Source organism: Brevundimonas sp. (assembly GCF_041688735.1).
In the GTDB taxonomy this organism is placed as follows: domain Bacteria; phylum Pseudomonadota; class Alphaproteobacteria; order Caulobacterales; family Caulobacteraceae; genus Brevundimonas.
Map to the genome: position 1 here is coordinate 1 of NZ_JBDNHO010000094.1, position 23,121 is coordinate 23,121.

The 23,121-nt window shown below is 65.6% G+C and carries 25 protein-coding genes and 1 pseudogene; 10 read left to right on the forward strand and 16 right to left on the reverse strand.

Translation table 11 applies throughout. The annotated features are described in order from the left end of the window. From ACESMO_RS09800 to ACESMO_RS09820, 5 genes and pseudogenes are all read left to right on the forward strand, one after another. Nucleotides 1-141 (forward strand): annotated as a pseudogene (locus tag ACESMO_RS09800) (IS5/IS1182 family transposase); the annotation flags it as partial. 110 nt (nucleotides 142-251) lie between these two features. Then, the gene (locus ACESMO_RS09805; protein ID WP_372707976.1) at nucleotides 252-830 is read left to right on the forward strand and encodes a hypothetical protein; all 579 of its coding nucleotides are present in this window, start codon (nucleotides 252-254) and stop codon (nucleotides 828-830) included. A 32-nt stretch (nucleotides 831-862) separates the two neighbouring features. Then, complete coding sequence (gene parC, locus ACESMO_RS09810) at nucleotides 863-3,064, forward strand: DNA topoisomerase IV subunit A (RefSeq protein WP_372707977.1); 2,202 nt, start codon at nucleotides 863-865, stop codon at nucleotides 3,062-3,064. A gap of 78 nt (nucleotides 3,065-3,142) precedes the next feature. Next, complete coding sequence (locus ACESMO_RS09815; RefSeq protein ID WP_372707978.1) at nucleotides 3,143-3,721, forward strand: LemA family protein; 579 nt, start codon at nucleotides 3,143-3,145, stop codon at nucleotides 3,719-3,721. A gap of 12 nt (nucleotides 3,722-3,733) precedes the next feature. Beyond that, nucleotides 3,734-4,756 (forward strand): M48 family metallopeptidase, encoded by a 1,023-nt coding sequence (locus ACESMO_RS09820; RefSeq protein ID WP_372707979.1) that lies wholly within the window; start codon nucleotides 3,734-3,736, stop codon nucleotides 4,754-4,756. On the opposite strand, the gene ACESMO_RS09825 is transcribed toward ACESMO_RS09820, so the two are convergent. Then, the gene (locus ACESMO_RS09825; RefSeq protein ID WP_372707980.1) at nucleotides 4,753-5,487 is read right to left on the reverse strand and encodes an arginyltransferase; all 735 of its coding nucleotides are present in this window, start codon (nucleotides 5,485-5,487) and stop codon (nucleotides 4,753-4,755) included. The genes ACESMO_RS09820 and ACESMO_RS09825 overlap by 4 nt on opposite strands. A gap of 127 nt (nucleotides 5,488-5,614) precedes the next feature. Next, entirely contained in the window at nucleotides 5,615-6,517 is a 903-nt protein-coding gene (locus ACESMO_RS09830) for a flagellar motor protein MotB (protein WP_372707981.1), read from the reverse strand. A gap of 134 nt (nucleotides 6,518-6,651) precedes the next feature. On the opposite strand from ACESMO_RS09830, the gene ACESMO_RS09835 reads away from it, so the two are divergent. Together ACESMO_RS09835 and ACESMO_RS09840 are read left to right on the forward strand one after the other, a co-directional pair. After that, on the forward strand, nucleotides 6,652-7,161 hold the full coding sequence (locus tag ACESMO_RS09835) for a flavin reductase family protein (RefSeq protein WP_372707982.1): 510 nt from the start codon (nucleotides 6,652-6,654) through the stop codon (nucleotides 7,159-7,161). Further along, nucleotides 7,158-8,021, forward strand: coding sequence for an NAD(P)-dependent oxidoreductase (locus tag ACESMO_RS09840; RefSeq protein ID WP_372707983.1), 864 nt, complete (start codon nucleotides 7,158-7,160; stop codon nucleotides 8,019-8,021). The genes ACESMO_RS09835 and ACESMO_RS09840 overlap by 4 nt, the downstream gene beginning before the upstream one ends. A gap of 174 nt (nucleotides 8,022-8,195) precedes the next feature. Here ACESMO_RS09840 and lpdA read toward each other — a convergent pair whose 3' ends face one another. The 10 genes from lpdA to ACESMO_RS09890 all read right to left on the reverse strand — a co-directional run bounded on the left by lpdA (nucleotide 8,196) and on the right by ACESMO_RS09890 (nucleotide 17,025). Next, on the reverse strand, nucleotides 8,196-9,614 hold the full coding sequence (gene lpdA / locus ACESMO_RS09845) for a dihydrolipoyl dehydrogenase (protein ID WP_372707984.1): 1,419 nt from the start codon (nucleotides 9,612-9,614) through the stop codon (nucleotides 8,196-8,198). A 1-nt stretch (nucleotide 9,615) separates the two neighbouring features. Further along, the gene (locus ACESMO_RS09850; RefSeq protein WP_372707985.1) at nucleotides 9,616-10,095 is read right to left on the reverse strand and encodes a glutathione peroxidase; all 480 of its coding nucleotides are present in this window, start codon (nucleotides 10,093-10,095) and stop codon (nucleotides 9,616-9,618) included. Nucleotides 10,096-10,108: 13 nt separating this feature from the next. Then, nucleotides 10,109-11,425 carry a pyruvate dehydrogenase complex dihydrolipoamide acetyltransferase gene (locus ACESMO_RS09855; protein ID WP_372707986.1) on the reverse strand — a complete coding sequence of 439 codons (1,317 nt, stop codon included), beginning with the start codon at nucleotides 11,423-11,425 and terminating at the stop codon, nucleotides 10,109-10,111. Then, nucleotides 11,422-11,733, reverse strand: a complete 312-nt coding sequence (locus ACESMO_RS09860; protein ID WP_372707987.1) for a DUF5076 domain-containing protein — start codon at nucleotides 11,731-11,733, stop codon at nucleotides 11,422-11,424. The genes ACESMO_RS09855 and ACESMO_RS09860 overlap by 4 nt, the downstream gene beginning before the upstream one ends. Further along, nucleotides 11,730-13,100 carry a pyruvate dehydrogenase complex E1 component subunit beta gene (locus ACESMO_RS09865; RefSeq protein WP_372707988.1) on the reverse strand — a complete coding sequence of 457 codons (1,371 nt, stop codon included), beginning with the start codon at nucleotides 13,098-13,100 and terminating at the stop codon, nucleotides 11,730-11,732. Before ACESMO_RS09865 ends, ACESMO_RS09860 begins: the two co-directional genes overlap by 4 nt. 2 nt (nucleotides 13,101-13,102) lie before the next feature. Next, nucleotides 13,103-14,122, reverse strand: a complete 1,020-nt coding sequence (gene pdhA / locus ACESMO_RS09870; protein ID WP_372707989.1) for a pyruvate dehydrogenase (acetyl-transferring) E1 component subunit alpha — start codon at nucleotides 14,120-14,122, stop codon at nucleotides 13,103-13,105. Nucleotides 14,123-14,235: 113 nt separating this feature from the next. Then, complete coding sequence (locus tag ACESMO_RS09875; RefSeq protein ID WP_372708051.1) at nucleotides 14,236-14,553, reverse strand: septum formation initiator family protein; 318 nt, start codon at nucleotides 14,551-14,553, stop codon at nucleotides 14,236-14,238. Nucleotides 14,554-14,683: 130 nt separating this feature from the next. Further along, complete coding sequence (eno, locus tag ACESMO_RS09880; protein ID WP_372707990.1) at nucleotides 14,684-15,964, reverse strand: phosphopyruvate hydratase; 1,281 nt, start codon at nucleotides 15,962-15,964, stop codon at nucleotides 14,684-14,686. Between the two features lie 236 nt (nucleotides 15,965-16,200). Continuing rightward, the gene (gene rpmF, locus ACESMO_RS09885) at nucleotides 16,201-16,383 is read right to left on the reverse strand and encodes a 50S ribosomal protein L32 (RefSeq protein WP_372707991.1); all 183 of its coding nucleotides are present in this window, start codon (nucleotides 16,381-16,383) and stop codon (nucleotides 16,201-16,203) included. A 111-nt stretch (nucleotides 16,384-16,494) separates the two neighbouring features. Beyond that, nucleotides 16,495-17,025, reverse strand: a complete 531-nt coding sequence (locus tag ACESMO_RS09890) for a GNAT family N-acetyltransferase (RefSeq protein WP_372707992.1) — start codon at nucleotides 17,023-17,025, stop codon at nucleotides 16,495-16,497. A gap of 142 nt (nucleotides 17,026-17,167) precedes the next feature. On the opposite strand from ACESMO_RS09890, the gene ACESMO_RS09895 reads away from it, so the two are divergent. Together ACESMO_RS09895 and ACESMO_RS09900 are read left to right on the forward strand one after the other, a co-directional pair. After that, complete coding sequence (locus tag ACESMO_RS09895; RefSeq protein WP_372707993.1) at nucleotides 17,168-17,581, forward strand: thioredoxin family protein; 414 nt, start codon at nucleotides 17,168-17,170, stop codon at nucleotides 17,579-17,581. Nucleotides 17,582-17,602: 21 nt separating this feature from the next. Next, nucleotides 17,603-18,310, forward strand: a complete 708-nt coding sequence (locus ACESMO_RS09900) for a cytochrome c biogenesis CcdA family protein (RefSeq protein ID WP_372707994.1) — start codon at nucleotides 17,603-17,605, stop codon at nucleotides 18,308-18,310. Here ACESMO_RS09900 and ACESMO_RS09905 read toward each other — a convergent pair. The 4 genes from ACESMO_RS09905 to lipA are packed head-to-tail and all read right to left on the reverse strand — an operon-like array spanning nucleotide 18,304 to nucleotide 21,361. Beyond that, a complete protein-coding gene (locus ACESMO_RS09905; protein WP_372707995.1) occupies nucleotides 18,304-18,834 on the reverse strand; it encodes a GNAT family N-acetyltransferase in 531 nt (176 codons plus the stop codon). The two genes, ACESMO_RS09900 and ACESMO_RS09905, sit on opposite strands and share 7 nt — an antisense overlap. After that, nucleotides 18,827-19,939 carry an NAD(P)/FAD-dependent oxidoreductase gene (locus tag ACESMO_RS09910; RefSeq protein WP_372707996.1) on the reverse strand — a complete coding sequence of 371 codons (1,113 nt, stop codon included), beginning with the start codon at nucleotides 19,937-19,939 and terminating at the stop codon, nucleotides 18,827-18,829. The genes ACESMO_RS09905 and ACESMO_RS09910 overlap by 8 nt, the downstream gene beginning before the upstream one ends. After that, nucleotides 19,936-20,391, reverse strand: coding sequence for a type II toxin-antitoxin system RatA family toxin (locus ACESMO_RS09915; protein WP_372707997.1), 456 nt, complete (start codon nucleotides 20,389-20,391; stop codon nucleotides 19,936-19,938). The genes ACESMO_RS09910 and ACESMO_RS09915 overlap by 4 nt, the downstream gene beginning before the upstream one ends. A gap of 7 nt (nucleotides 20,392-20,398) precedes the next feature. Further along, nucleotides 20,399-21,361, reverse strand: a complete 963-nt coding sequence (lipA, locus tag ACESMO_RS09920) for a lipoyl synthase (RefSeq protein ID WP_372707998.1) — start codon at nucleotides 21,359-21,361, stop codon at nucleotides 20,399-20,401. 168 nt (nucleotides 21,362-21,529) lie between these two features. Here lipA and ACESMO_RS09925 point away from each other — a divergent pair, with 168 nt between their 5' ends. Continuing rightward, on the forward strand, nucleotides 21,530-23,089 hold the full coding sequence (locus ACESMO_RS09925) for an AMP-binding protein (protein WP_372707999.1): 1,560 nt from the start codon (nucleotides 21,530-21,532) through the stop codon (nucleotides 23,087-23,089). The last annotated feature ends 32 nt before the right edge of the window (nucleotides 23,090-23,121 follow it).

Sequence of the window (23,121 nt, forward strand, 5' to 3'; positions counted from 1 at the left end):
GATGCACCCAGGGACTACGGGCCGCACAAGACGATCTACAACCGCTTCATCCGCTGGAGCCGGCTGGGCGTCTTCAACCGCATCTTCGCCGAACTGTCGGCCAAGGGGCCGAGACCCGAGCGGCTGATGATCGACGCCACGGTGATCTTCTGGCTATGATCAATGAGTCCTGAGCCTAGACAAAACAAAGCCAAACCGTGTTGCTATCCGTGAATGTCCAGCACTGCCCGAGACCGTGGGATAATGCGGCCATGACCCACTTGCCCATGCCACCCCTTACCCGCCGCTCTCCCGAAACCTGGGAGGCCGTCCGCCGCGACTATGTCGCGGGAACCTCCTCGACCGTCCTTGGAGAGCGATATGGGTTCACCGCCCGCAGCATCCGACGCCTTGCGGCGCTCGATCAATGGCGGCGTGACGACGAACCGGCGTCCGCGTTTGATGCCCTTCGCGACAGATTTCAGTCTGACCAGGCGACCTGGCCCGAACTGGCCGACGTCAGCCATATCGCAAACGAGGATCTGCGCGGTCTGCTGTTGTTGCCGGACGCGAACGGTCTGTGCCGCTATGCCTTCCGACGGGCGGCCGAGTGCGCCGCGCTGGATGGTCCCAATGAAGCGGCGGCCTGGCTCAGGGTCGTGCGTCTCGCCGACCTGGTCAGCGCCCGGATCAATGTGGATGTCCAGCCCTACAGCAAGACGGACTATCTGCGGGCGTCGATGATCGCAGCCATCAACGGCGGCGGTGAGACTGACGTCGAGCCCTTCGAAGAGTCCGATGAGTCCGCAATGTCCGCTGAAATTAGCGGCGGGCCGGACTCTGGCCGCTAGACTTCACCCTCCATACCGCCGATTCGGACCCCATGACCGTTCACACCCCGCCGCCGGAAGGCGGCCGCATCGTCGACGAGCCGTTGAGCGAGGCGCTGTCGCGTCGCTACCTGGCCTATGCGCTGTCGACCATCACCAACCGGGCGCTGCCGGACGTGCGCGACGGCTTCAAGCCGGTGCACCGGCGCATCATGTACGCCATGCACCAGATGCGGCTGAACCCGCAGGCGGCGGCGCGCAAATGCGCCAAGGTCGTGGGCGAGGTCATGGGCGGCTATCACCCGCACGGCGACGCCTCGATCTATGACGCCCTGGTGCGCCTGGCCCAGGACTTTTCCCAGCGCTATCCGCTGGTCGACGGCCAGGGCAATTTCGGCAACATCGACGGCGATAACGCCGCGGCCATGCGCTACACCGAGTGCAAGCTGACGGCCGCCGCGGTCCTGCTGATGGAGGGCATCGACCAGGACTCGGTAGACTTCAAGGCCACCTATGACGATCAGGACGAGGAGCCGATCGTCCTGCCCGCCGGCTTCCCCAACCTGCTGGCCAACGGCTCGTCGGGCATCGCCGTCGGCATGGCAACGTCGATCCCGCCCCACAATGTCGGCGAGCTGATAGACGCCTGCCACCTGTTGCTCGAACGGCCGGACGCGACAACCGCGGAACTGGCGCAGATCGTGCCCGGTCCCGACTTCCCGACCGGCGGCGTGGCCGTCGAGGGCCACGCCTCCATCCTCGACGCCTATGAGACGGGTCGGGGCGGGGTGCGCCTGCGGGCGCGCTGGGAGACCGAGGACCTCGGCCGCGGCGTCTGGCGGATCATCGTCACCGAGATGCCCTACCAGGTCGGAAAGTCCAGGCTGATCGCCGACCTGGCCGACCTGATCGAGCACAAGAAGGCCCCGCTGCTGGGTGACGTGCGCGACGAGTCGGCCGAGGACATCCGGCTGATTCTTGAACCGAAGTTGCGGACGGTAGAACCTGAAGTTCTTATGGAAAGCCTGTTCAAGCTTTCCGATCTCGAAGTGCGCTTCCCGGTCAATATGAACGTGCTGGACGCCATGGGCACGCCGCGCGTCATGGGGCTGAAGGCCTGTCTTCAGGCCTTCCTCGATCACCGCCGCGAGGTGCTGGTGCGCCGCGCCGGATGGCGCATCGGCCGGGTCGAGAAGCGGCTGCACCTGCTCGAAGGCCTGCGGATCGTCTTCCTCAACCTCGACGAGGTCATCCGCATCGTCCGCGAGGAGGAGCAGCCAAAGGCCGTCCTGATCGCCCGTTTCGGCCTTTCGGAACTCCAGGCCGACTTCATCCTCGACACCCGCCTGCGCCAGCTGGCGCGGATCGAGGAAATGACGATCGAGAAGGAATTCAAGGCACTGGTCGACGAGCTTTCGGCACTACAGTCGCTGTCTTCCTCGCCCACCAAACAGTGGAAACAGGTCGGCAAGGACCTTGAGGCCGTGCGCAAGGCCCTGGTCTCGCCGCGCCGGACCACGATCGCCGAAGCCGTCGACACCGCCGCCTTCGCCTCGGTCGAGGCCTTCATCCCGCGCGAGGCCATCACCGTGATCCTGTCGGAACGCGGCTGGATCCGCGCCACCCGGGGCAAGGTCGAGGACCCGTCGGAGCTCAAGTTCAAGGAGGGTGACAGCCTCGCCTTCCTCGTGCCCGGCTATACGATCGACAAGCTGCTGGTCGCGGCCTCGGACGGCCGCATCTTCACCGTCGGCGCGGACAAGCTGACGTCCGGGCGCGGCCACGGCGAGCCGCTGCGGCTGATAATCGACCTCGACGAAAAGGCCGGGATCGTGAACCTGTTCATGCACCAGCCGGGCGGGAAGCTGCTGATCGCGTCAAAGGCCGGCTACGGCTTCATCGCCCCCGAAGACGAACTGCTGGCCCAGAAGCGCGGTGGCAAACAGGTGCTGAACGGCGAGATGCTGGCCGCCCTGCGCGTCACCGGCGACCACGTCGCGGCCATCGGCGACAACATCAAGGCGCTGATCTTCCCCCTCGCCGACCTGCCCGAGATGGGCCGCGGCAAGGGGGTGAAGCTGCAAGGCTACAAACAGGGCGGTCTCGCCGATGTTGCCGTCTTCGACAGCGCCAACGGTCCCGAATGGGTCGACGGAGGCTCCCGCCGCCGCAACTGGCCCGACTGGCGGGACTGGCTGGGCAAGCGCGCGGGCGCGGGGCGGCAGGGGCCTCGGGGCTTGCGCAAATTCAGGTGACGTCGATTTCGCTATCGAGGGTCGCCTCGGTGCCCGATAATCATGGTCGGTCGATCATCGGCTGAACTGGAGACCGCAATGCTGACCACCCTTATCGTCATCGCCGTCATCGTCGCCGTGGTGTTGTTCGTCATTGTCGGCGCCTACAACAAGCTGGTCGCTCTGGACCAGCGCGCCGACCAGTCGTTCGCCGACATCGACGTGCAGCTGAAACAGCGCCAGGACCTGATCCCCAATCTGATCGAGACCGTGAAAGGTTACGCCTCGCACGAGCGCGGCACCCTCGACGCGGTGACCCAAGCCCGCGCGGCCGCCGCCGGCGCGACCTCGGTCAACGACAAGGTCCAGGCCGAGAACATGCTGACCGCCACCCTGGGTCGTCTGTTCGCCGTCGCCGAGGCCTATCCGGACCTCAAGGCCAACACCAACTTCCTCGAGCTGCAGCGCGAGCTTTCCGACATCGAGAACAAGCTGGCCGCCGCCCGCCGCTTCTTCAACAACGCGGTCAGCGAGTTCAACGCCGTCCGTCGCCAGTTCCCGACCGTTCTGTTCGCGGGCATGGTCGGTTTCGGCTCCGACAAGCCCTTCTTCGACGTGGGCGAGGGCGACCGGGCCTCAATGACCGCTGCCCCGCCCAAGGTCAGCTTCACAGCGTAGGGGACCGCATCGATGGCCGCCGTCGGGCTCCAGACCCACATCTGGGCGAACAACACCCGGTCCATCCTGCTGCTGGCGAGCTTCCCCTTACTGGTGGCCTGCATCCTCTACGGGGTGCAGTTGATCCTGATGGGTCTGGGCTTCATGCCGGGCACGGGCAGGGGACTGGGCGACGACATGGCGCTGGCCGCGTCCTGGCTGGGCTGGACCGTGCCTCTGGCTTTCGCGGTCGCCGCCGTCTGGTTCGCCATCGCCTATTTCGGCAGCCAGGCCATGGTCGATATGATGACAGGGGCGCGCAAGGTCGAGCGCAAGTCCGAACCGGAGCTCTACAACCTGCTGGAAAACCTCGCGATCTCCAGGGGTCTGCGCACGCCGGCCCTGAGGATCATCGCCGACGACAGCCTGAATGCCTTCGCCACCGGTCTGCACGAGGGCCAGTACAGCATCACCGTCACCCGGGGGATCGTGGACGCCCTGACCCGGGACGAGCTGGAGGCCGTCCTGGCTCACGAACTGACCCACGTCATCAACAAGGACGTGCGGACGATGGTGATCGCCTCGATCTTCGCGGGCATCATCAGCGTCATCGCGGAAATGGTCTTCCGGGGCCTGCTCTATTCGCGCGGCGGCGGGCGGCGGAGCAACAAGAACGCCATGCCGCTGATCCTGATCGGGATCGCCTTCGCCGTGGTCGGGTTCGCCCTGGCCATCGTGGTGCGCATGATGCTGTCGCGGACACGGGAGTTCGTCGCTGATGCTGGCGCGGTCGAACTGACCAAGAACCCCGACGCCATGATTTCGGCCCTGCGCAAGGTCGAGGGCCGCTCCAGCCTGAAGGGACCTGATGAGCTTCAGCAGCTTTTCCTGGACAATCAGCCGAACGGCAAGGGCTTGGAGGGTTTGTTCGCCACCCACCCGTCAATCCAGAAGCGGGTCGACGCCCTGACCAGGTTTGGTGGCGGTCGCGATCCGGGGCCGTGGTCCGGTGACGCCCTGGGCGGGCCCGAGACCTCCGTGCCGATGACCAGCTAGCTCATCCGCTCCCATCCGAGCCGTGTCAGCTGTTCCATCGGCCTGAACGCGGCCTTGTAGTCCATCTTCTTCGAACCCCGGACCCAATAGCCGAGATAGACGAACGGCAGGCCGACCGTCGTCGCCTGACGGACATGGTCCAGAATGGCAAACCGGCCCAGGCTGCGCGCCTCCCGCGCCGGATCAAAGAAGCTGTAGACCATCGACAGGCCGTCGCCGAGCAGGTCGGTCAGGCAGACGCCGACCAGATCGCCCGGGCCTCCGTCGGCGGAGGGCAGGCGATACTCGATCAGATGCGTGCGCACCGCCGTGTCCTCGACCATGGCGACGTAGTCGAGCCAGCCCATGGCGTTCATGCCGCCGCCGGGGTGTCGGCCTTGCAGATAGCGGCGCAGCAAGTCGAACTGCTCCGTCGTCGCCTCGGCCTCGACCAGATCGCGCGTCAGGTCGGCATTGCGCGACAGGACCTTGCGCTGGGACCGCGAGAAGCTGAACCCCGTCGTCGGGATCCGCACAGAGACGCAGGCGTCGCAGGCCTCGCAGGCGGGCCGGTAGGCGATGTTCTGGCTGCGACGGAACCCCGCCTGGGTCAGCTCGTCATTGACGTGCGCGCCTTCGGTGAAGGGCAGGGTGGCGAACACCTTCCGCTCGGTCTGGCCCGGCAGATAAGGGCAGGGGGCCACCGAGGTCATGTAGAAACGAATCTGGCGCTGGGGAACGAACTGGGTCACGGCGTCACGTCCACATCCGAATCCGCCCAGATTTTGGCGACGCTGGCATCATGTGTCGATTTGGCCGGGCGCTGACGTGAGCCGCAAGTCTTTTCGCGCGCCACCCGAAAGATGAGACGCGAGCGGATCACAGACTGGTGTCCGTGGGCAGGACCGGCGCCTCGCGCAACAGCACGATGGCGATCCGCCGGTTGCCCGCCAGAGACGGATCGTCGGGATAGAGCGGATCGGAGCCGGCCTTGCCCGAAACCTGATAGACCCGATCGGCGTCGACGCCCGCGCCCTGCAGCACCAGTCTCGAGGCATTGGCGCGCTCGGAAGACAGGGTCCAGTCGGTGGGGGCCGTCGCGCGGTTGGAACCGGCCTGGGCCGAGGTGTGGCCGGTCACGGAAATCCGGTTCGGCAGTTGGGTGATGACCTTCGACACAGCCCGCAGCAGCAATTGGGCGCGCGGGTTGGGTCGGGTCGAGTTCGGCTCGAACATCGAGCGGCCTTCTTGATCGACCAGCTGAATGCGCAGCCCCTCGGGCGTCTGGTCGATGATCAGCTGTTTCGACAGTTCTGCCAGTTCCGGCATGGACTGCATGGCCTGGCGCAGGGACTCTGCGGCCGAGGCGAACTGTGCGGCTTCGCGACGGGCGATCTCCTCGCGCAGCGCCTCTTCGCTGGCGGCGGTGAGAGTGGAGTTCTGGCCGGCGTCCTGGGGCGCGTCCTGGGGCGCTTCGGGAGCCATTTGGGTGATGACCGACATTGAGCCCGAACTCTTGTCGCCGTCGTCGCCCAGCGAGGTGCCGCCCAGTATGCCGCCCGAGCCCGACGTCGTCTGCGACACGCTGGCCGGAGCGAAATATTCGGCGATGCCGCGCTTCTGCTCGGGGTCGGTCGTGTTGATCAGCCACATCAGCAGGAAGAAGGCCATCATCGCCGTCACGAAGTCGGCGTAGGCGACCTTCCAGGCACCGCCGTGGTGGCCGTGGCCGACGACCTTCTTCACCTTCTTGATCAGGATCGGGCGGTCGTTCATCGACATCGGGCAGGGGCCTTAACGCAGTTCGTTAGCCACACCATCGGCGGCCCGCGTTAAGAAGCGGTATGCAATCGGGTCGCAAGCCGCGCGTACGATTGTCGTTGCCCGCCCGCGAGTGGTCGCCTAGTCGTCGGCGGATGAGCACAGACCAGGATTTCGCGTCAGACGCCGCCTTCGACGCCGCCCTGTATCGGCGGGCGCTCGGCGGATTCGCGACCGGGGTCTGCGTCGTGACGGCCCATACCGTCGAGGGGTCGTACGGCATCACCGTCAACTCTTTTACCTCGGTGTCCCTGAGGCCGCCGATGATCCTGTGGTGTCTCGATCGCGCTTCGGACCGCCACGACGCCTTCGCCGGCGCCGAGCGCTTCGCCGTCCACATGCTCCCGGTCGAGGACCGCGAAATGTCCGACCGCTTCGCCTGGGGCGTCTGTCGTCTGTCGGAAGAAGAGTTCGACAATTCCAGCGCCCAGCCGCCGCGTCTGAAGAACGCTCTGACGCGTCTGGTTTGCCGCGCGCACGAACGGATCGTCATGGGCGACCATCTGACCATCGTCGGCGCGGTCGAGGCCTTCGAGACGCGGCCGGGCGACGCCCTGACCTACTATCGTGGACAATACGGCGTCGCGTCGGAGCCTGAAGCATGAAGATCGGTTTCGTCGGGCTGGGCGTCATGGGCGCGCCCATGGCCAGGCATCTGGTCGCTGCGGGGCACGAGGTCTCGGGCTATAATCGCTCGCCCGCGAAGGCCGAGGCCTGGTCTGCGGCAACCGGCGGGCGATACTGCGCGACGGTGTCCGATGCGGCCGAGGGCGCGGACCTGTTCATCCTCTGCGTGGGCAACGACGACGACGTTCGCCGGGTCGTGGCCGAGGCGCTGCCGCATCTCGCGCGCGGCGCCGCCATCGTGGACCACACCACGACCTCCGCCCGCGTCGCGCGCGACATGTCCGCGCTGGCCGGGCGGCAGGGCGTGGCCTTCATCGACGCGCCGGTGTCCGGGGGGCAAGCCGGGGCGGAGAACGGCCAGCTCAGCGTGATGGCCGGTGGCGACGCGGCGGCGCTGGAGCGGGCTACTGCAGCGCTGAAGACATATTCGAAGGCGGTCAAGCACATGGGGCCTTCCGGCTCTGGTCAGTTGACCAAGATGGTCAACCAGATCGCCATCGCCGGCGTCGTCCAAGGGCTGGCCGAGGCCGTGCATTTCGCCCAGTCGGCCGGACTGGACGCCGAAGCGGTCTATGACGCCATCTCCAAGGGCGCGGCTCAGTCATGGCAGATGGACAATCGCTGGAAGACGGCGGCCACCGGTGAGTTCGACTTTGGCTTCGCGGTCGACTGGATGCGAAAGGATCTCGGTCTGGTGCTGGACGAGGCGCGCGCCAATGGATCGCATCTGGCCGTCACGGCCCTGGTCGACCAGTTCTATTCGGAGGTGCAGGGGATGGGCGGTTCCCGATGGGACACGTCCAGTCTGGCGGCGCGCCTGCAGGATCGGCGCAAATAGCCGGCGTCAGGCCCAACCCCGGCATTACGTTTCGCATAATATATCTTAGGCGATAAACTGAAGCCCCGAGCCAAGACCGGGATTCCGTCCCGCCTCCTCGACTGGGCGCGGGAGCAGCCGATGACCCCGAGTGTGCAGCGCGGTGACGTCAACTGCGCGCTTCAGGTCCTATGCTTACAGGTGAATGGCCCGCCCGTAGGCGTCCAGCGCTGACTCGTGCACGGCTTCGGACATGGTCGGGTGCGGATAGACGATCCCGTGGATGTCTTCCTCGGTCGCTTCCATGGCAATCGCGGTGACGTAACCCTGTATCATTTCCGTAACTTCCGCACCGATCATGTGCGCGCCAATCAAGGCACCGGTCTTGGCATCGAATATGGTCTTCACGAAACCCTCGATCTCGCCTGCGGCCACGGCCTTGCCGTTCACCCGGAACGGGAAGCGGCCGATCCTAACCTCGCGTTCCGCCTCGCGCGCGCCCTGTTCGGTGATGCCGACCGAGGCGACCTGCGGCTGGGCGTAGGTGCACCCGGCGATCGGCGACTGGACGTTGGGGGTCTTGTAGCCGGCGATGTGCTCGGCGGCGTGGATGCCTTCATGCGACGCCTTGTGGGCCAGCCATGGCGCGCCTACGCAGTCGCCGATGGCGTAAAGCCCTTTCACATTCGTCTGGCAGTGGCCGTCAATTGTGATGTGGCCGCGGTCCATATTGACGCCCAGCGCCTCCAGCCCGATGCCGTCGGTGTTGGCGGTGATGCCGACCGCCGAGATGCAGACCTCGGCCTCCAGCGTCTCGGCCTTCCCGCCCGCTTCAATGGCGACCTGGACGCCCTTCCCGCCCTTGCTGACCCTAGTCACCTTGCAGCCGACGCGGAACGTCATGCCGCGCTTCTCGAAGGCCTTCTGGGCCGCCGCGGAGACCTCTTCGTCCTCGACCGGCAGGATGCGATCGACCGCTTCCACGACGGTAACTTCGGCTCCCAAGGCCCTGTAGAAACTGCCGAATTCAACGCCGATGGCCCCAGACCCTATGACGATGATCGAGGCGGGCATGGTTTTCGGTGCCATGGCCTCGCGATAGGCCCAGATGCGGTCGCCGTCGGCCTCAAGGCCGATCTGCGGGATGGCCTTGGCGCGTGCGCCCACAGCCAGAATGACCGCCTTGGCCCCGACGGTCCGCGATCCGCCGGCTTTCAACGCTATGACCACCTTCGGTGCCGCCACACTCTTTTCGAGCCTGGCCGTCCCCTCGATCACCTCGATCTTGTTCTTTTTCATCAGGAAGGTGACGCCTTTGTTCATCGTGGCGGCCACCCCGCGCGAGCGCTGGATGATGGCGTCGAAGTCGAAGGCGACCTTGTCGGCGGACAGGCCGTAGTCCGCCAGGTGCGACAGGCTCTCGTATTTCTCGCCCGACTTGAGCAGGGCCTTGGTCGGGATACAGCCCCAGTTCAGGCAGATGCCGCCCAGGCTCTCGCGCTCGATGATGGCGACCTGCAGGCCCAGCTGCGAGGCCCGGATGGCGGCGACATAGCCGCCGGGGCCCGAACCGATGACGATGAGGTCGAATTCAGAACCGGGCGTGGCGGCCATGTCAGATCAGCTTCTCTATGTCGGCCTTGATGGCCTCGGGTTCGACCTGGGGGGCATGGCGCGCGACCACCCGCCCCTCGCGGTCCGTAAGGAATTTGGTGAAGTTCCACTTGATGTCCCGGCTGCCGAGGAAGCCCTTCTTCTGACTGGTCAGCCAGGCGTAGAGAGGATGGCGGTTCGGACCGTTGACCTCGACCTTGTCGAACATGGGGAAACCGACGCCATAGGTGGAGGCGCAGAAGCTGGCGATCTCGGCCGCCTTGCCGGGTTCCTGCGCGCCAAACTGGTTGCAGGGAAAGCCGAGGACCTGAAAGGGCTTGTCGCTGTAGAGGCGATGCAGCGTCTCCAGCCCCGTATACTGGCCGGTGAAACCGCATTTGGAAGCCGTATTGACGATCAGCAGGGCTTGGCCGCGATAGTTCTCCAGCGCCTGCTCGGTGCCGTCGATGGCCTGGGCGCTGAAATCATAGACCGTGGTCACAGCGCGCCTCCGCTCAGGCCAGCATCGTCACAGGATCTTCGATCATTGCCTTGAAGACCTGCAGGAATTTGGCCCCGATGACACCGTCGACGACGCGGTGATCGCAGGTCAGGGTCACGGTCATCACCGTGGCCACCGCCAGTTGGCCGTTGACCACGACGGGCCGCGGCTCGCCGGCGCCGACGCTCATGATCGCGCCTTGGGGCTCGTTGATGATCGAGGCAAAAGACTTGATGCCGAACATGCCCAGGTTGGAGACCGAGAAGGTGCCGCCCTGGAACTCGTCGGGCTTCAGCTTGCGGTCGCGGGCGCGTTTGGCGAGGTCCTTGGACTCGGTCGCGATCTGCGACAGGGATTTCGTTTCCGCCGCGCGGATGATCGGGGTGATCAGTCCACCGTCAATCGCCACCGCCATCGCCACATCGGCATGGTGGTGCATGGCGATACCCTCGGGCGTATAGCTGGCGTTGGCTTCCGGAACGGCCTTCAGGGCCATGGCCGAGGCCTTGATGACGAAGTCATTGACGGAGACCTTCACGCCATACGTCTCGAGCATCGCATTGACCCTGGCGCGTGAGGCCAGCAGGCCGTCGATCTCGCAGTCAATGGTCAGCGGGAAATGCGGCACGTCGCGGAAGCTGTCGGTCAGGCGCCGGGCGATCGCCTTGCGCATGCCGTCCAGCGGGATCAGGTCGTAGCTGCCGTCGGGGATGCCCATCTGGGCCAGCGACTGGACCTTGCGGGGCTCGGCGGCGGCGGGGGCAGACGAGGCGGCGGGTTTGGCCGCGCCGGTCGGGGCGCCTTCGAGGTCGCGCCTGACGATCCGGCCGTGCGGGCCTGAGCCCTTGATTGAGGACAGGTCGATCCCGCCCTGGGCCGCGAGGCGGCGGGCCAGCGGCGAGGCGAAGACGCGGGTGGCGTCGTTTTTGGGTGTTGCGGACTTCCCCCCCTCCCCGGCTTCGCCGGTACTCCCCCCGGAGAGGGGAGAGACAACGGGTGATTGTCCCCCCGCCGGGGGGACCGAAGCCGCCGTAGGCGGGTTCGAGGGGGGCGACGCCGCAGCGGCTTTCTGCGCTGAAGCAACCGCCCCACCCTCGTCCTTCAACCGCGCGATCGGCGTATTGACCTTCACGCCTTCCGACCCTTCGGCGACGAGGATTTCCAGCACCTCGCCCTCGTCGACGGCCTCGACCTCCATGGTCGCCTTGTCGGTCTCGATCTCGGCGATGACGTCGCCGGCCTTGACCACGTCCCCGACCTTGACGTGCCATTTGGACAGCACGCCCTCTTCCATCGTGGGCGACAGGGCGGGCATCAGGATTTCAGTCATTGCACGCTCCCCGTCGGTTCCTCGACCACGGTCTCGACGCCGGGTCCGTTCAACACGTCCGAGATGCCGGCGAGAATCTTGTTGTAGGCCTGCTTCTCGTCATGGCCGTGCCGGACGGAGTAGCCGTGGGCCATATGTCTGGCGGCCATGGCCAGCACCTGACCGAATTGGCGCGGATCGTTGAAGGCCGGTTTGACCGACATGACCGGCTCGCCCTTCGACCACCAGATGCGCACGATCTCGACGGCCTCGGCGTCGGCGGCGACGCTGTCGGGAGTCTTCAGCTGGTATTCCTCGGGCTGGCTCATGCCATCGCCCGCTTCACGGCGGCGACGATCTTGTCCACGCCCGGCAGCGACAGCGCCTCCAGATTGGCGGCATAGGGCAACGGCACATCTTCCTGATGCACCCGCAGCGGCGGCGCGTCGAGATAGTCGAAGGCGTGTTCGATCACCCGGGCCACGACCTCGGCGCCGACGCCCATGGGGCCCCAGCCTTCCTCGGCCGAGACCAGGCGGCTGGTCTTCTTGACGCTCTCGACGATGGTTTCGTGATCTAGCGGACGCAGAGTCCGCAGATCGACGATCTCGCAGGAGATCCCCTCCCCGGCCAGCTGTTCTGCGGCCTGCAGAGCGAACCCGACCATCCGGCTGTGGGCCGTGATGGTCACGTCCGTGCCCTCGCGGCGGACCTTGGCCTTGCCGATCGGGACCAGCCAGTCGTCAACGTCCGGCACATCGAACTCCAGCCCGTACATCATCTCGTGCTCGAGGAAGACGACCGGGTTGGGGTCGCGGATAGCCGCTTTCAGCAGGCCCTTGGCGTCAGCGGCGTCATAGGGGGCGATGACCTTCAGGCCGGGCACCTGAGCGTACCAGGCCGAATAATCATGGCTGTGCTGGGCCCCGACGCGGCTGGCGGCGCCGTTGGGGCCGCGGAACACCACGCTGGCGGTGATCTGGCCGCCCGACATGTAAAGGGTCTTGGCCGCCGAGTTGATGATGTGATCAATCGCCTGCATGGCGAAGTTGAAGGTCATGAACTCGACGATCGGCTTGAGCCCCGCCATGGCCGCGCCGACGCCGAGACCGGCGAAGCCGTGCTCGGTGATGGGGGTGTCGACGACGCGCTTGTCGCCGAACTCCTGCAACAGTTCGCGGCTGACCTTGTAGGCACCCTGGTATTGGGCGACCTCCTCGCCGATCAGGAACACCTTTTCATCGCGCCGCATCTCCTCGGCCATCGCGTCGCGCAGGGCGTCGCGGATGGTCGTCTTGACCAATTTGGCACCGGCGGGGATTTCGGTATCGCGCAGTTCGACCCTGGGCGCGGCGGCGGGAGCGTGAGCCTTCTCCGGTGCGGCTGCGGCGGGCGTATCGTCTGTCTTCGTCGTCTCCATCGTCGCCACGGATTCTGTCTTCGAATTCCCCACGAAGTCTTCACCCGCCAGACGCGCGATCGGCGTGTTGACCTTCACGTTCTCCGACCCCTCGGCCACCAGAATTTCCAGCACCTCGCCCTCGTCGACGGCCTCGACCTCCATCGTGGCCTTGTCGGTCTCGATCTCAGCGATGACATCCCCGGCCTTGACCGTGTCGCCCGCCTTGATATGCCATTTGGTCAGCGTGCCCTCTTCCATCGTGGGCGACAGCGCCGGCATAAGGATGTCGGTCACGGTCAGGCCTCCACGTAAACGTCGGTGTAGAGCTCGGAAGGGTCCGGCTCCGGGCTTTCCTGGGCGAACTGGACGGCCTCGGCGACGATGGTCTTGATCTCGGCGTCGATGGCCTTGAGGTCGTGCTCGGTCGCGCCAGCCTGGTCCAGCAGCATCTTGACGTGGTCGATGGGGTCGCGGGTCTTCTTGACCTCGTCGACCTCTTCCTTGGCACGGTATTTGGCGGGATCGCTCATGGAATGACCGCGATAGCGATAGGTCTTCATCTCAAGGATGAAGGGGCCGCCGCCTTCGCGGGCGCGCTTGACGGCCCGGGCCACGGCGTCGCGCACGGCCAGCACGTCCATGCCGTCGACCTGTTCGCCGGGAATGCCGAAGCTGGCACCGCGCTGGCTGAGGTCGGTCGTGGCCGACGAGCGTTCGATGCTCGTGCCCATGGCGTACTGGTTGTTCTCGATGATGTAGATGGCAGGCAGCTTCCAAAGCTGGGCCATGTTGAAGCTCTCATAGACTTGGCCCTGGTTGGCCGCGCCATCGCCGAAATAAATGAACGCGACCGAGTCATCGCCGCGATAGCGCCCGGCGAAGGCCAGACCCGTGCCCAGCGCCACCTGCGCCCCGACGATGCCGTGGCCGCCGTAGAAGCCGGTGGCGGTGTCGAACATATGCATCGACCCGCCCTTGCCCTTGGACGAACCGCCGATACGGCCGGTCAGCTCGGCCATGACCTGTTTGGGGTCCATGCCGGCGCACAGCATGTGGCCGTGGTCGCGATAGCCGGTGATGATCTTGTCGTGGCCCTGGCGCACGCTTTCCTGAACGCCCACGGCCACCGCCTCCTGACCGATGTAGAGGTGGCAGAAGCCGCCGATCAGCCCCATGCCGTATAGCTGGCCCGCGCGCTCCTCGAACCGGCGGATGAGGACCATCTCGCGGTAAAAGCGCAGCAGGTCCTCTTTCGAAGCCGCCGGGGTGTTGGGAATCTTTTTGGACGCAGTCTTCGCGGCGGGGGCTTTCGCCATCCGTCATCTCCCGGCTGGGCTCCGGTCTCAGAGCCTCTTGTCGTTACGGTAAGGGGCTTTAGCAGCCTTCGTTCCCGAAAGGCAAAGCGCCCCGGTCAAGCTGTAACCAAAGTTCACGCGGCGGGTGCGGACGCGGCTTTGGCGTCGGGCGCCGACACCCTGATTACATAATCGCGCGGGTCGCTGAACCCCAGCACGGCGCGGGCGCGCTCTTCCAGAAGATCGCGCGACAGGCTGTCGGTGCGCAGATAGCGGACCCGAACCTCGAGATCGCGCCGTTGCTCCATGATCCGGGCCAATTGGGCCTCGCGCATCACCAGCATGGCGTCGCGCTCGCCGCCACCCAGCAGACCGCGCTCGCCCGTGAGAGCCTGGACGCCCAGATAGCTGATCAACAACAGCAGGGCTGCGGCTGGAAAATAAGGCTTCATCCGTTCCGGCACTCACGACGCTCCTTCTGAGCGTGGACTCACGATTGATGAATCATGACCGAAATGCCTAACAAACCGTAGCTTGGCCGCAGCAGCTTCTTTCTCCATCGCAGCGGGGAATGAAAGGTCACTACCGGTTCAGCAACATGCCATCGCCGAAATAGACGCCCTGGTCGCCCAGCATCTCCTCGATGCGCAGCAACTGGTTGTATTTGGCCGTGCGGTCCGATCGGGCCAGCGATCCGGTCTTGATCTGCCCGCAGTTGGTGGCGACGGCAAGGTCAGCGATGGTGTAATCCTCGGTCTCGCCCGAGCGATGGCTCATCACGGCGGTGTAGCCCGCGCGATGGGCCATTTCGACCGCGTCCAGGGTTTCGGAAAGCGTGCCGATCTGATTGACCTTGATCAGGATGGAGTTGGCCAACCCCTCGCCGATACCGGCGGCCAGACGCGCCGGATTGGTGACGAACAGGTCGTCGCCGACGATCTGGACGCGGTCGCCCAGACGGTCGGTCAGCAGCTTCCAGCCGTCGAAGTCGTCTTCGGCGCAGCCATCCTCGATCGAAACGATCGGGAAGCGTTCGCACAGATCGGCCAGATAGCCGACCATGGCCTCGGCCTCGAGCGTCTTACCCTCGCCCGCCATGACGTATTTGCCGTCCTTGAAGAATTCGGTCGCGGCAACATCGAGGCCCAGGTGAAAGTCCTCGCCGGCCAGATAGCCCGCCGCCTGCCCGGCCTTGGTGATGAAGCTCAGCACCTCTTCGGCCGAGCCGAGGTTAGGGGCGAAGCCGCCCTCATCGCCGACGTTGGTATTGTGGCCGGCGTCCTTCAGTTGTTTGCGCAGGGCGTGGAAGATCTCCGACCCCATGCGCAGGGCTTCCGAGAAGCTCTCGGCCCCGGTCGGCAGGATCATGAACTCCTGGATGTCGATCGGATTGTCGGCGTGGGCACCGCCGTTGATGATGTTCATCATCGGGGTCGGCAGGACCCGTGCCGAGACGCCGCCCAGATAGCGGTGCAGCGGCAGGGCCGACGAGATGGCGCTGGCCTTGGCACAGGCCAGGCTGACGCCGAGGATGGCGTTGGCGCCGAGCCTGGCCTTGTTGGCGGTGCCGTCGAGAGCGATCAGGACCTCGTCTATGCGGCGCTGGTCCTCGGCGTCCATACCGCTGAGGGCGTCGAAAATCTCGCCGTTGACGGCGTCTACGGCCTTGCCGACTCCCTTGCCGCCCCACAGGTCCTTGTCGCCGTCGCGCAGTTCGACGGCTTCATGCGCGCCGGTGGAAGCGCCCGAGGGCACAGCCGCGCGGCCGAAGCTGCCGTCTTCCAGCGTCACGTCCACCTCGACCGTCGGATTGCCCCGGCTGTCGAGAATCTGGCGGGCGACGATGTCGGCGATGTCGGTCATGGGAGCGCTCTGCTGTCAGGGAGTTTGGCGGGGTTTAACGCAGACCCCGCCGAATCGCCAACCATGACCGGCGCAGATCAGGTGCGGGCCTCGACATAGCGGATGATGGGTCCGCCGGCGGCGACTTGCTCAACCCCGGTGTGGTCGTTGATACCCCGCGCGGCGGGCTCTGGACGCGAAAACGGCGCGCGGTGAACCGCGCGCCGTCATTCAATCCGCTGACGGACTGGAAAAACCTAGTCTTGCTTGGGCGTCAGGACTTGGCGGCCGCGATAGGTGCCGGTCTTCAGGTCGATGTGGTGCGAGCGACGCAGTTCGCCCGTGTCCTTGTCCTCAGTGTGAGGGTTCGTGCCCAGCGAGTCATGGGCGCGACGCATGTTGCGACGCGAGGGCGATACTTTGCGCTTCGGAACGGCCATGTCCGTCTCAATCTTCCAAGAGTGCGGCGCCGGGAACGGCGCGAAAACAACAGCGGCGGCCCGAAAGAGCCGCCAGCGAGCGCGGGCTTATGCCTGATCATGCCCCGGACTTCAAGTCTTGGCGTGCCTGTCGCGCCGCTCCGCCCAATGCGACCGTGAAAGACCGTAGTAGACGCTGTCCTTCCACTCGCCCGCGATCTCCCAGGTCTTCTCGGCGAAGCCCGTGCGGACAAATCCTCGACCCTCGAGCAGACGAATCGATGCGACGTTTTCGGGATCGACGTCGGCCGTCAGCGCATCCAGGGCGCGGGTCTGGAAGACGTGGTCGATGACCGCACCCACCGCCTCCTTCCCCAACCCCTGTCCCCAGTGGTCGGGGTGCAGGATATAGCCGACGTCGGGCAGGCGGTATAAGCCAGCCTTGCCGATGACGCGGCCGTTCTTCTCCACGACGAAATCTTCGCTGAGTTCCGGCGGGCTGGCGATCATGCCGTTCAGCCAGGCGGACGTCTGCTTCAGGTCCGCATGCGGCGGCGTTGACCACCAGCGCGTGGCGCGGGCATTGGACATGACGGCGTGTATCGCCTCCAGATCGTCCGGAACGGCGCGGCGCAGGATCAGGCGGGGGGTATACAAAAACATAGGGCCGAGTGCCGCTTCGCCCCCTGCCCGGTCAAGCCCCGACAAGGTTCGATGTAACCCAACGCGGTCCTCTGGCGAATGGGTCATGAACCGGACCGACCCTGTCAACGGGCCGGGACGCTGCAATCATCGGGAGCCCACCATGAACCGACGCCATCTCGTCACCGCAAGCCTTTCCGGGATCGGCCTGATCGCCATCGCTGCGGCGGCCTTCGCCTTCACCGCGGCCGCCGCGCCCGCGCCGGTCGCCTTCGACCGAGCCGCCTTCGAACAGGCCCAGGCCGCCGACAAGCGCATCCTCATCGATATCTGGGCTCCGTGGTGCCCGACCTGCCGGGCGCAGGAGCCGATCATCAAAACCGTCGCCGCCGCTCGTGGCAACGAAGACCTTGTCGTCTTCAAGGTGCATTTCGATGACCAGAAGGCCGAGGTGCGCCGCTTCGGAGCCCAGCGCCAATCGACCCTGATCGCCTATCGTGGTTCGCGTGAGACGGGCCGGCTGGTGGCCGACACCAACCCCGACCGGATCGCGGCCCTGGTTGCGACGACCCGCTGACGGATGGGCGTTGATCTCAACTTGACCCTCGCCTTCGTGGCGGGCGTCCTGACCATGATGTCGCCCTGTGTCCTGCCGCTGCTGCCGATCGTCCTGGGCTCGGCCCAGTCCAGTCACCGGCTGGGACCTGTGGCTCTGGGGCTGGGACTGGCGTTGAGCTTCACCTTCGTCGGACTTTTCGTCGCCACGGTTGGATTCGCCATTGGCCTGGATGCGGACCTGTTCCGCACGATCGGCGGCGCGATCATGATCCTGGTGGGCGCGATTCTGGTCATCCCCCAGGCGCAACGCGCCCTGGCGACCGCCGGCGGCCCCCTGACCGAATGGGCCCAGGGCCCGATGCGCCAACTTGAGGAGAAGGGACCGTTCGGACAGGCGGCCATGGGTCTGTTGTTGGGACTGGTTTGGGTGCCTTGCGTCGGACCGACGCTCGGGGCGGCGTCGGTCTTGGCGGCGCAGGGCGAGAACCTTGGCCTCGTCTTCCTGACAATGTTAGTCTTCGGCGTCGGCGCGGCGCTTCCTCTGGTGCTTGTCGGACTGGCATCACGATCGCTTCTGGCCCGGTTGCGTGGGCGGCTGGCCGGCGCGGGTCGGGCCGGCAAGATGCTGCTCGGCACCCTTCTGCTCATTATGGGCCTGCTGATCTTCAGCGGCGTCGACCGCGAGCTGGAGACCTCGTTGGTTGATATTTCACCGATGTGGCTGACGGAGTTGACGACCCGCTACTGAAGCGGGCGTTCGAGGACGAGGAAAAACAAATCGTCACGCTTGGGTAGGCCAAAGCGAGGATCGCCGTAGGGAAACGGCAGGGTCTCGCCGGTGCAAGCATAGCCCAGCCGCTCATACCAGGCGATCAGTGTGTCGCGCCGGGGAAGGACCGAGATGCGGACCCGCAGAGCGCCGAATCGCCGGGCCAACTCCGCATGGGCTGCCTCGACCAGCGCACGGCCAACGCCACCGTTCTGCAAGGTCGGGCTAACGGACAACATGCCGAGATAGCCAGTCCCCTCGCCGCGGTCGGCGATCAGGACGCAGCCGACCAGACCCTCGCCGCGCCAGGCGGACAGCAGGGCCTGTTTCGGATCGGCGAGGATGTCGGCAAGATCATCGGGATCGGTGCGCTGGCCGTCCAGCAGGTCGGCCTCGGTAGTCCAGCCGGCGCGCGAGGCCTCGCCGCGATAGGCGCTTTCGATCAGGCAGTGCAGGGCGGGAACGTTCGCCGCCGTACCCTCGCGAATAGACAGTTCAGTCATCGGTCAACATCGCCGTGACGGCCTCGCCGATGGCCAGCGAGCTGGTCAGGCCGGGGCTTTCGATGCCGAACAGGGCGACCAGTCCGTCAAGGCCGTGGACGTCTTGCCCGTGCAGCTGGAAATCCGGCTGCGGTTGACCCGGCCCGTGCAGCTTGGGGCGGATGCCGGCGTAGTCCGGGGTCAGCGCCCCGTCCGGCAGGCCGGGCCAGAAGCGGCGGACATAGTGCTCGAACTCGGTCGCCTTGGCCGGATCGACCGAATAGTCCTCGGTCTCGACATAGGTCAGGTCCGGGCCGAATACGGCTTGGCCGCCCAGGTCCTTGCGATAGTGGGTGCCCAACGCGCCGGGAATCGGCGGCGGATAGATCAACCGCTCGAACGGTGCCTTGCCGGTCAGGCGGAAATAGACCCCCTTGCCGAAATGACCCGCCGGAATGCGATCCGCCGGATAGCCGGCGATCAGGCCAGCGACGCCCTGGGCCTGAAGGCCGGGAGCCGTCACGAGCAACCGCGTGGTCAGGGTCGCCCCGCCCTCCCCTCCGGCCGTCAGCCGGAAGCCGCCGTCCGCGAGCGGTTCTGCCCCTTCGAACGGCGTCGAGACGACGACCGAGCCGCCCGCGTCCTCGATCTCGCCCTGCAGCGCCAATATATAGCCGTGGCTGTCGAACACACCGCTCTCGGGCGACAGGATGGCGGCATAGGCGTTCAGGCCGGGCTCCAAGGCGCGCGCCTTGGCACCGGTCAGGTGCTCCAGCCCCTCAACGCCATTGGCTATTGCCTGTTGGAAGATAGCCTCGATGCGCTCGACCTCGGCGTCCTCGGTAGCCACGATCAGCTTGCCGCATTTGCGATGATCGACCTTGTGGCTGTCGAGGAAGGCGTACAGCGCCCGCCGCCCCTCGACGCAGAATCGCGCCTTCAGCGAACCGATCGGATAGTAGAGACCGCCGTGAATGACCTCGGAATTGCGCGACGACACGCCCTGTCCGATGTGCGGCGCGGCTTCCAGCACCAGCACGGACAGCCCCCGCCTTACGAGTGCGCGACCGCAGGCCAGGCCTACTGCGCCGGCACCCACCACCGTGGCTTCGAAGTCGAAACTCACGCCTTCAGACCGTAGAGAGCGGCAGCGCGAGCCTCGAAACAGACCATCAGCTTGCTGACCGCACGGTCGAAATTGGCCTGTAGCATGCCGTCCAGCAGCCGCGACTTGAAGGCGAAGTCGATCATGAATTCGAGCCGCGTCCCGGCCGGGTCGGGAAAGAATTCCCAGCGGTTGTTCAGATGTCTGAACGGCCCGCGGATGAGGCCGACCTCGACTATGTCGCGGTTTCGGTCATGCCGCACCCAGGTCGAAAACCGCTCGGTGAGGAAAGAGAAACCCACAGCCGCCTCGGCGTCCAGCAGCGAGACGCCGGCCGACTCTTCGCGCGGGCTCCAGGTCCGCAGGGCCGTCACCCACGGAACGAACTCGGGATAGGCGCGCACGTCAGCGACCAGCTCGGCCAGTTGATCGGGCGCGTACGGCAGGATTTTCGTGACGCGGTGAACGGCCAAGCGCGGGTCAGCGCCCCGTCTGCGCCAGACGCGCCGCCCTCAGCCGGGCGAAGTCGTCGCCGGCGTGATGCGAGCTGCGGGTCAGGGGAGACGACGATACCATCAGGAAGCCCTTGGCCCGGGCGATGGCCTCATAGGCCTTGAACTCTTCCGGCGTGACGAACCGGTCGATGGCGGCGTGTTTGCGGGTCGGCTGCAGATATTGGCCGATGGTGATGAAATCGACGCCGGCCGAACGCATGTCGTCCATCACCTGCATGACTTCTTCACGGGTCTCGCCCAGACCGACCATGATGCCGGACTTGGTGAATTGGTTGGGGTCGCGCTCCTTGACCATCTGTAATAGGCGCAGGGAGTGGAAATAGCGGGCCCCAGGCCGGATCTTCAGATACAACCGCGGCACGGTCTCAAGGTTGTGGTTGAACACGTCGGGCGTGGCGTCGATCACCACCTCGGCCGCGCCGTCCTTGCGCAGGAAGTCGGGCGTCAGGATCTCGATAGTGGTGTTTGGAGCCTGCAGCCGGATCTGACGCACCACCTCGGCGAAATGGGCGGCGCCGCCGTCGGACAGGTCGTCCCGGTCCACGCTGGTGATAACGACATGGTTCAGGCCCAGTTGCGCCACGGCCAGGCCGACCTTGGCCGGTTCTTCGGCGTCCAGCGGCTGAGGCAGGCCGGTCTTGACGTTGCAGAAAGCGCAGGCCCGCGTGCAGGTATCGCCCATGATCATCAGGGTGGCGTGTTTCTGGCTCCAGCACTCGCCGATGTTCGGGCAGGCCGCCTCTTCACAAACAGTAACGAGGCCCTTGGCCTTCACGATGGCCCGGGTCGCATTGTACTGGCCCGAGCCGGGTGCCTTGACCCGCAGCCAGTCGGGCTTCCTCAGCACGGCCGTTTCCGGTCGGTTCTGCTTTTCCGGGTGACGCAGTTCAGCGGGCGTCTTCGTCAGGGTGTCGATCAGCGTGACCAAGGCGTCGCGGGCTCCGGGCTGTGCGAACGCTATGTCGTCCTTCCGCACGGCGAAGGCAAGGTGGGTCCAGAGTTCACGCCGTGTAACGCATCTTTTCAATACGGCTTCCGGGCCCTAGTTTGGGTGTTCAGCATAAATGGCGGGGATTGAACCTCGTCCGCACGGAGGATGTCTTTGCGCGTACCCCTGGACCCCAAGGCCGTCGAGGAGACGATCTTCGACGCCCTGATCGCGGCCCGCGAAAAGTACGGCGACAAGGAGATCCTGGAAGACCAGGATCGCAAGCCCTTGACGTACACCGGCCTGATACGTGCCGCCTTCGTTCTGGGGCGCAAGATCGCCGCCATGACCGAACCGGCCGAGCGGGTCGGCATCCTGCTTCCGTCCAGCATGGGCGTAGTGGTCACCTACTTCGGCCTGCACGCCCACGGGCGCGTGCCGGTGATGCTGAATTTCACATCGGGCGAGGCCAACATCAAGGCGGCGATCAAGGCCGCGGGCGTGAAGAAGATACTGACCGCCAAACGGTTCATTGATCAGGCCAAGCTGGATGCTCTGGTGGGCGATCTGGCCACGGTCGCCGAAATCGTCTGGCTGGACGACGTGCGCGCGACCATCGGCCTTCAGGACAAGGTTTACGGCCTGATGGCTGGGCTGATGCCCAAACGCTTCCGGGTGAAGACAGAACCGTCGTCGCCGGGCGTGGTTCTGTTCACCTCGGGCAGTTTCGGTGCACCCAAGGGCGTGGTGCTCAGCCAATGGAACCTCGTCGCCAACTGCCGCCAGGTGCACCAGCATATCCCGCTGGACCCCGACTGGCTCGTGTTCAATCCCTTGCCGACCTTCCACTGCTTCGGTCTGACCGGCGGGGTCCTCTTGCCGATCCTGAACGGGTTGAAGGCCTTTCAGTACCCGTCTCCGCTGCATGCCAAGCAGATCGTCGAACTGGTCCACGAGCTGAAGGTATCGCTTTTGTTCGCCACCGACACCTTCTTGAACCAGTGGGCGCGCGTGGCCGGGTCGGACGACTTCGCCAGTCTGCAGTTCGTTGTGGCGGGGGCGGAAAAGGTAAAGGACGAAACCTATCACCTCTACAATACCAGGTTTCACGGGCTGAAGCTGCTCGAGGGCTACGGTGCCACCGAGGCCGCGCCCGTGGTGGCGGTCAACCATCCGGACCGCAATCGCCCCGGCACCGTCGGTCAGATGCTGCCCGGCATGGAATGGCGCATCGATCCCGTTGACGGCATCTCTGAGGGCGGTCGGCTTTTCCTGCGCGGTCCCAACGTCATGCGGGGCTATCTGTCGGCCGACGATCCGCAGTCGATCGAGCCGCTGGTCGGCGGCTGGCACGACACGGGTGACATCGTCGACATCGACAAGGACGGCTATGTCGCCATCCTGGGTCGGGTGAAGCGTTTCGCCAAGATCGGCGGAGAGATGGTCTCCCTGACCGCGGTCGAGGGTCTGGCCAGCGCCGTATGGCCCGACTCTCGTCACGCCGTCGTCTCCATCCCAGACAGCCGCAAGGGCGAAAAGCTGGTTCTGGTCACCGACCGCACTGACGCCGACGTCGCGCGTCTCGCCGAATGGGCCCGCAGCCACGGAGCCCCGGAACTGACCGTGCCCAAAAAGATCATGCGCGTGGGCGAGGTGCCCGTGCTGGGCACGGGCAAGACCGACTATGTCGCGATCCAGCGGATGGTGGAAGTCGATACCGCCGCCTGATCCGAACGCCCGTCATCGAGATCGATCCGCCC

Excerpts from the sequence above, each read along its gene's own strand:
- ACESMO_RS09805 (WP_372707976.1), top strand. The coding sequence starts at position 252 with ATGACCCACTTGCCCATGCCACCCCTTACCCGCCGCTCTCCCGAAACC.
- parC (WP_372707977.1), top strand. The coding sequence starts at position 863 with ATGACCGTTCACACCCCGCCGCCGGAAGGCGGCCGCATCGTCGACGAG.
- ACESMO_RS09815 (WP_372707978.1), top strand. The coding sequence starts at position 3,143 with ATGCTGACCACCCTTATCGTCATCGCCGTCATCGTCGCCGTGGTGTTG.
- ACESMO_RS09820 (WP_372707979.1), top strand. The coding sequence starts at position 3,734 with ATGGCCGCCGTCGGGCTCCAGACCCACATCTGGGCGAACAACACCCGG.
- ACESMO_RS09830 (WP_372707981.1), bottom strand. The coding sequence starts at position 6,517 with ATGTCGATGAACGACCGCCCGATCCTGATCAAGAAGGTGAAGAAGGTC.
- ACESMO_RS09835 (WP_372707982.1), top strand. The coding sequence starts at position 6,652 with ATGAGCACAGACCAGGATTTCGCGTCAGACGCCGCCTTCGACGCCGCC.
- ACESMO_RS09840 (WP_372707983.1), top strand. The coding sequence starts at position 7,158 with ATGAAGATCGGTTTCGTCGGGCTGGGCGTCATGGGCGCGCCCATGGCC.
- lpdA (WP_372707984.1), bottom strand. The coding sequence starts at position 9,614 with ATGGCCGCCACGCCCGGTTCTGAATTCGACCTCATCGTCATCGGTTCG.
- ACESMO_RS09855 (WP_372707986.1), bottom strand. The coding sequence starts at position 11,425 with ATGACTGAAATCCTGATGCCCGCCCTGTCGCCCACGATGGAAGAGGGC.
- ACESMO_RS09860 (WP_372707987.1), bottom strand. The coding sequence starts at position 11,733 with ATGAGCCAGCCCGAGGAATACCAGCTGAAGACTCCCGACAGCGTCGCC.
- pdhA (WP_372707989.1), bottom strand. The coding sequence starts at position 14,122 with ATGGCGAAAGCCCCCGCCGCGAAGACTGCGTCCAAAAAGATTCCCAAC.
- ACESMO_RS09875 (WP_372708051.1), bottom strand. The coding sequence starts at position 14,553 with ATGAAGCCTTATTTTCCAGCCGCAGCCCTGCTGTTGTTGATCAGCTAT.
- eno (WP_372707990.1), bottom strand. The coding sequence starts at position 15,964 with ATGACCGACATCGCCGACATCGTCGCCCGCCAGATTCTCGACAGCCGG.
- rpmF (WP_372707991.1), bottom strand. The coding sequence starts at position 16,383 with ATGGCCGTTCCGAAGCGCAAAGTATCGCCCTCGCGTCGCAACATGCGT.
- ACESMO_RS09890 (WP_372707992.1), bottom strand. The coding sequence starts at position 17,025 with ATGTTTTTGTATACCCCCCGCCTGATCCTGCGCCGCGCCGTTCCGGAC.
- ACESMO_RS09895 (WP_372707993.1), top strand. The coding sequence starts at position 17,168 with ATGAACCGACGCCATCTCGTCACCGCAAGCCTTTCCGGGATCGGCCTG.
- ACESMO_RS09905 (WP_372707995.1), bottom strand. The coding sequence starts at position 18,834 with ATGACTGAACTGTCTATTCGCGAGGGTACGGCGGCGAACGTTCCCGCC.
- ACESMO_RS09925 (WP_372707999.1), top strand. The coding sequence starts at position 21,530 with ATGTCTTTGCGCGTACCCCTGGACCCCAAGGCCGTCGAGGAGACGATC.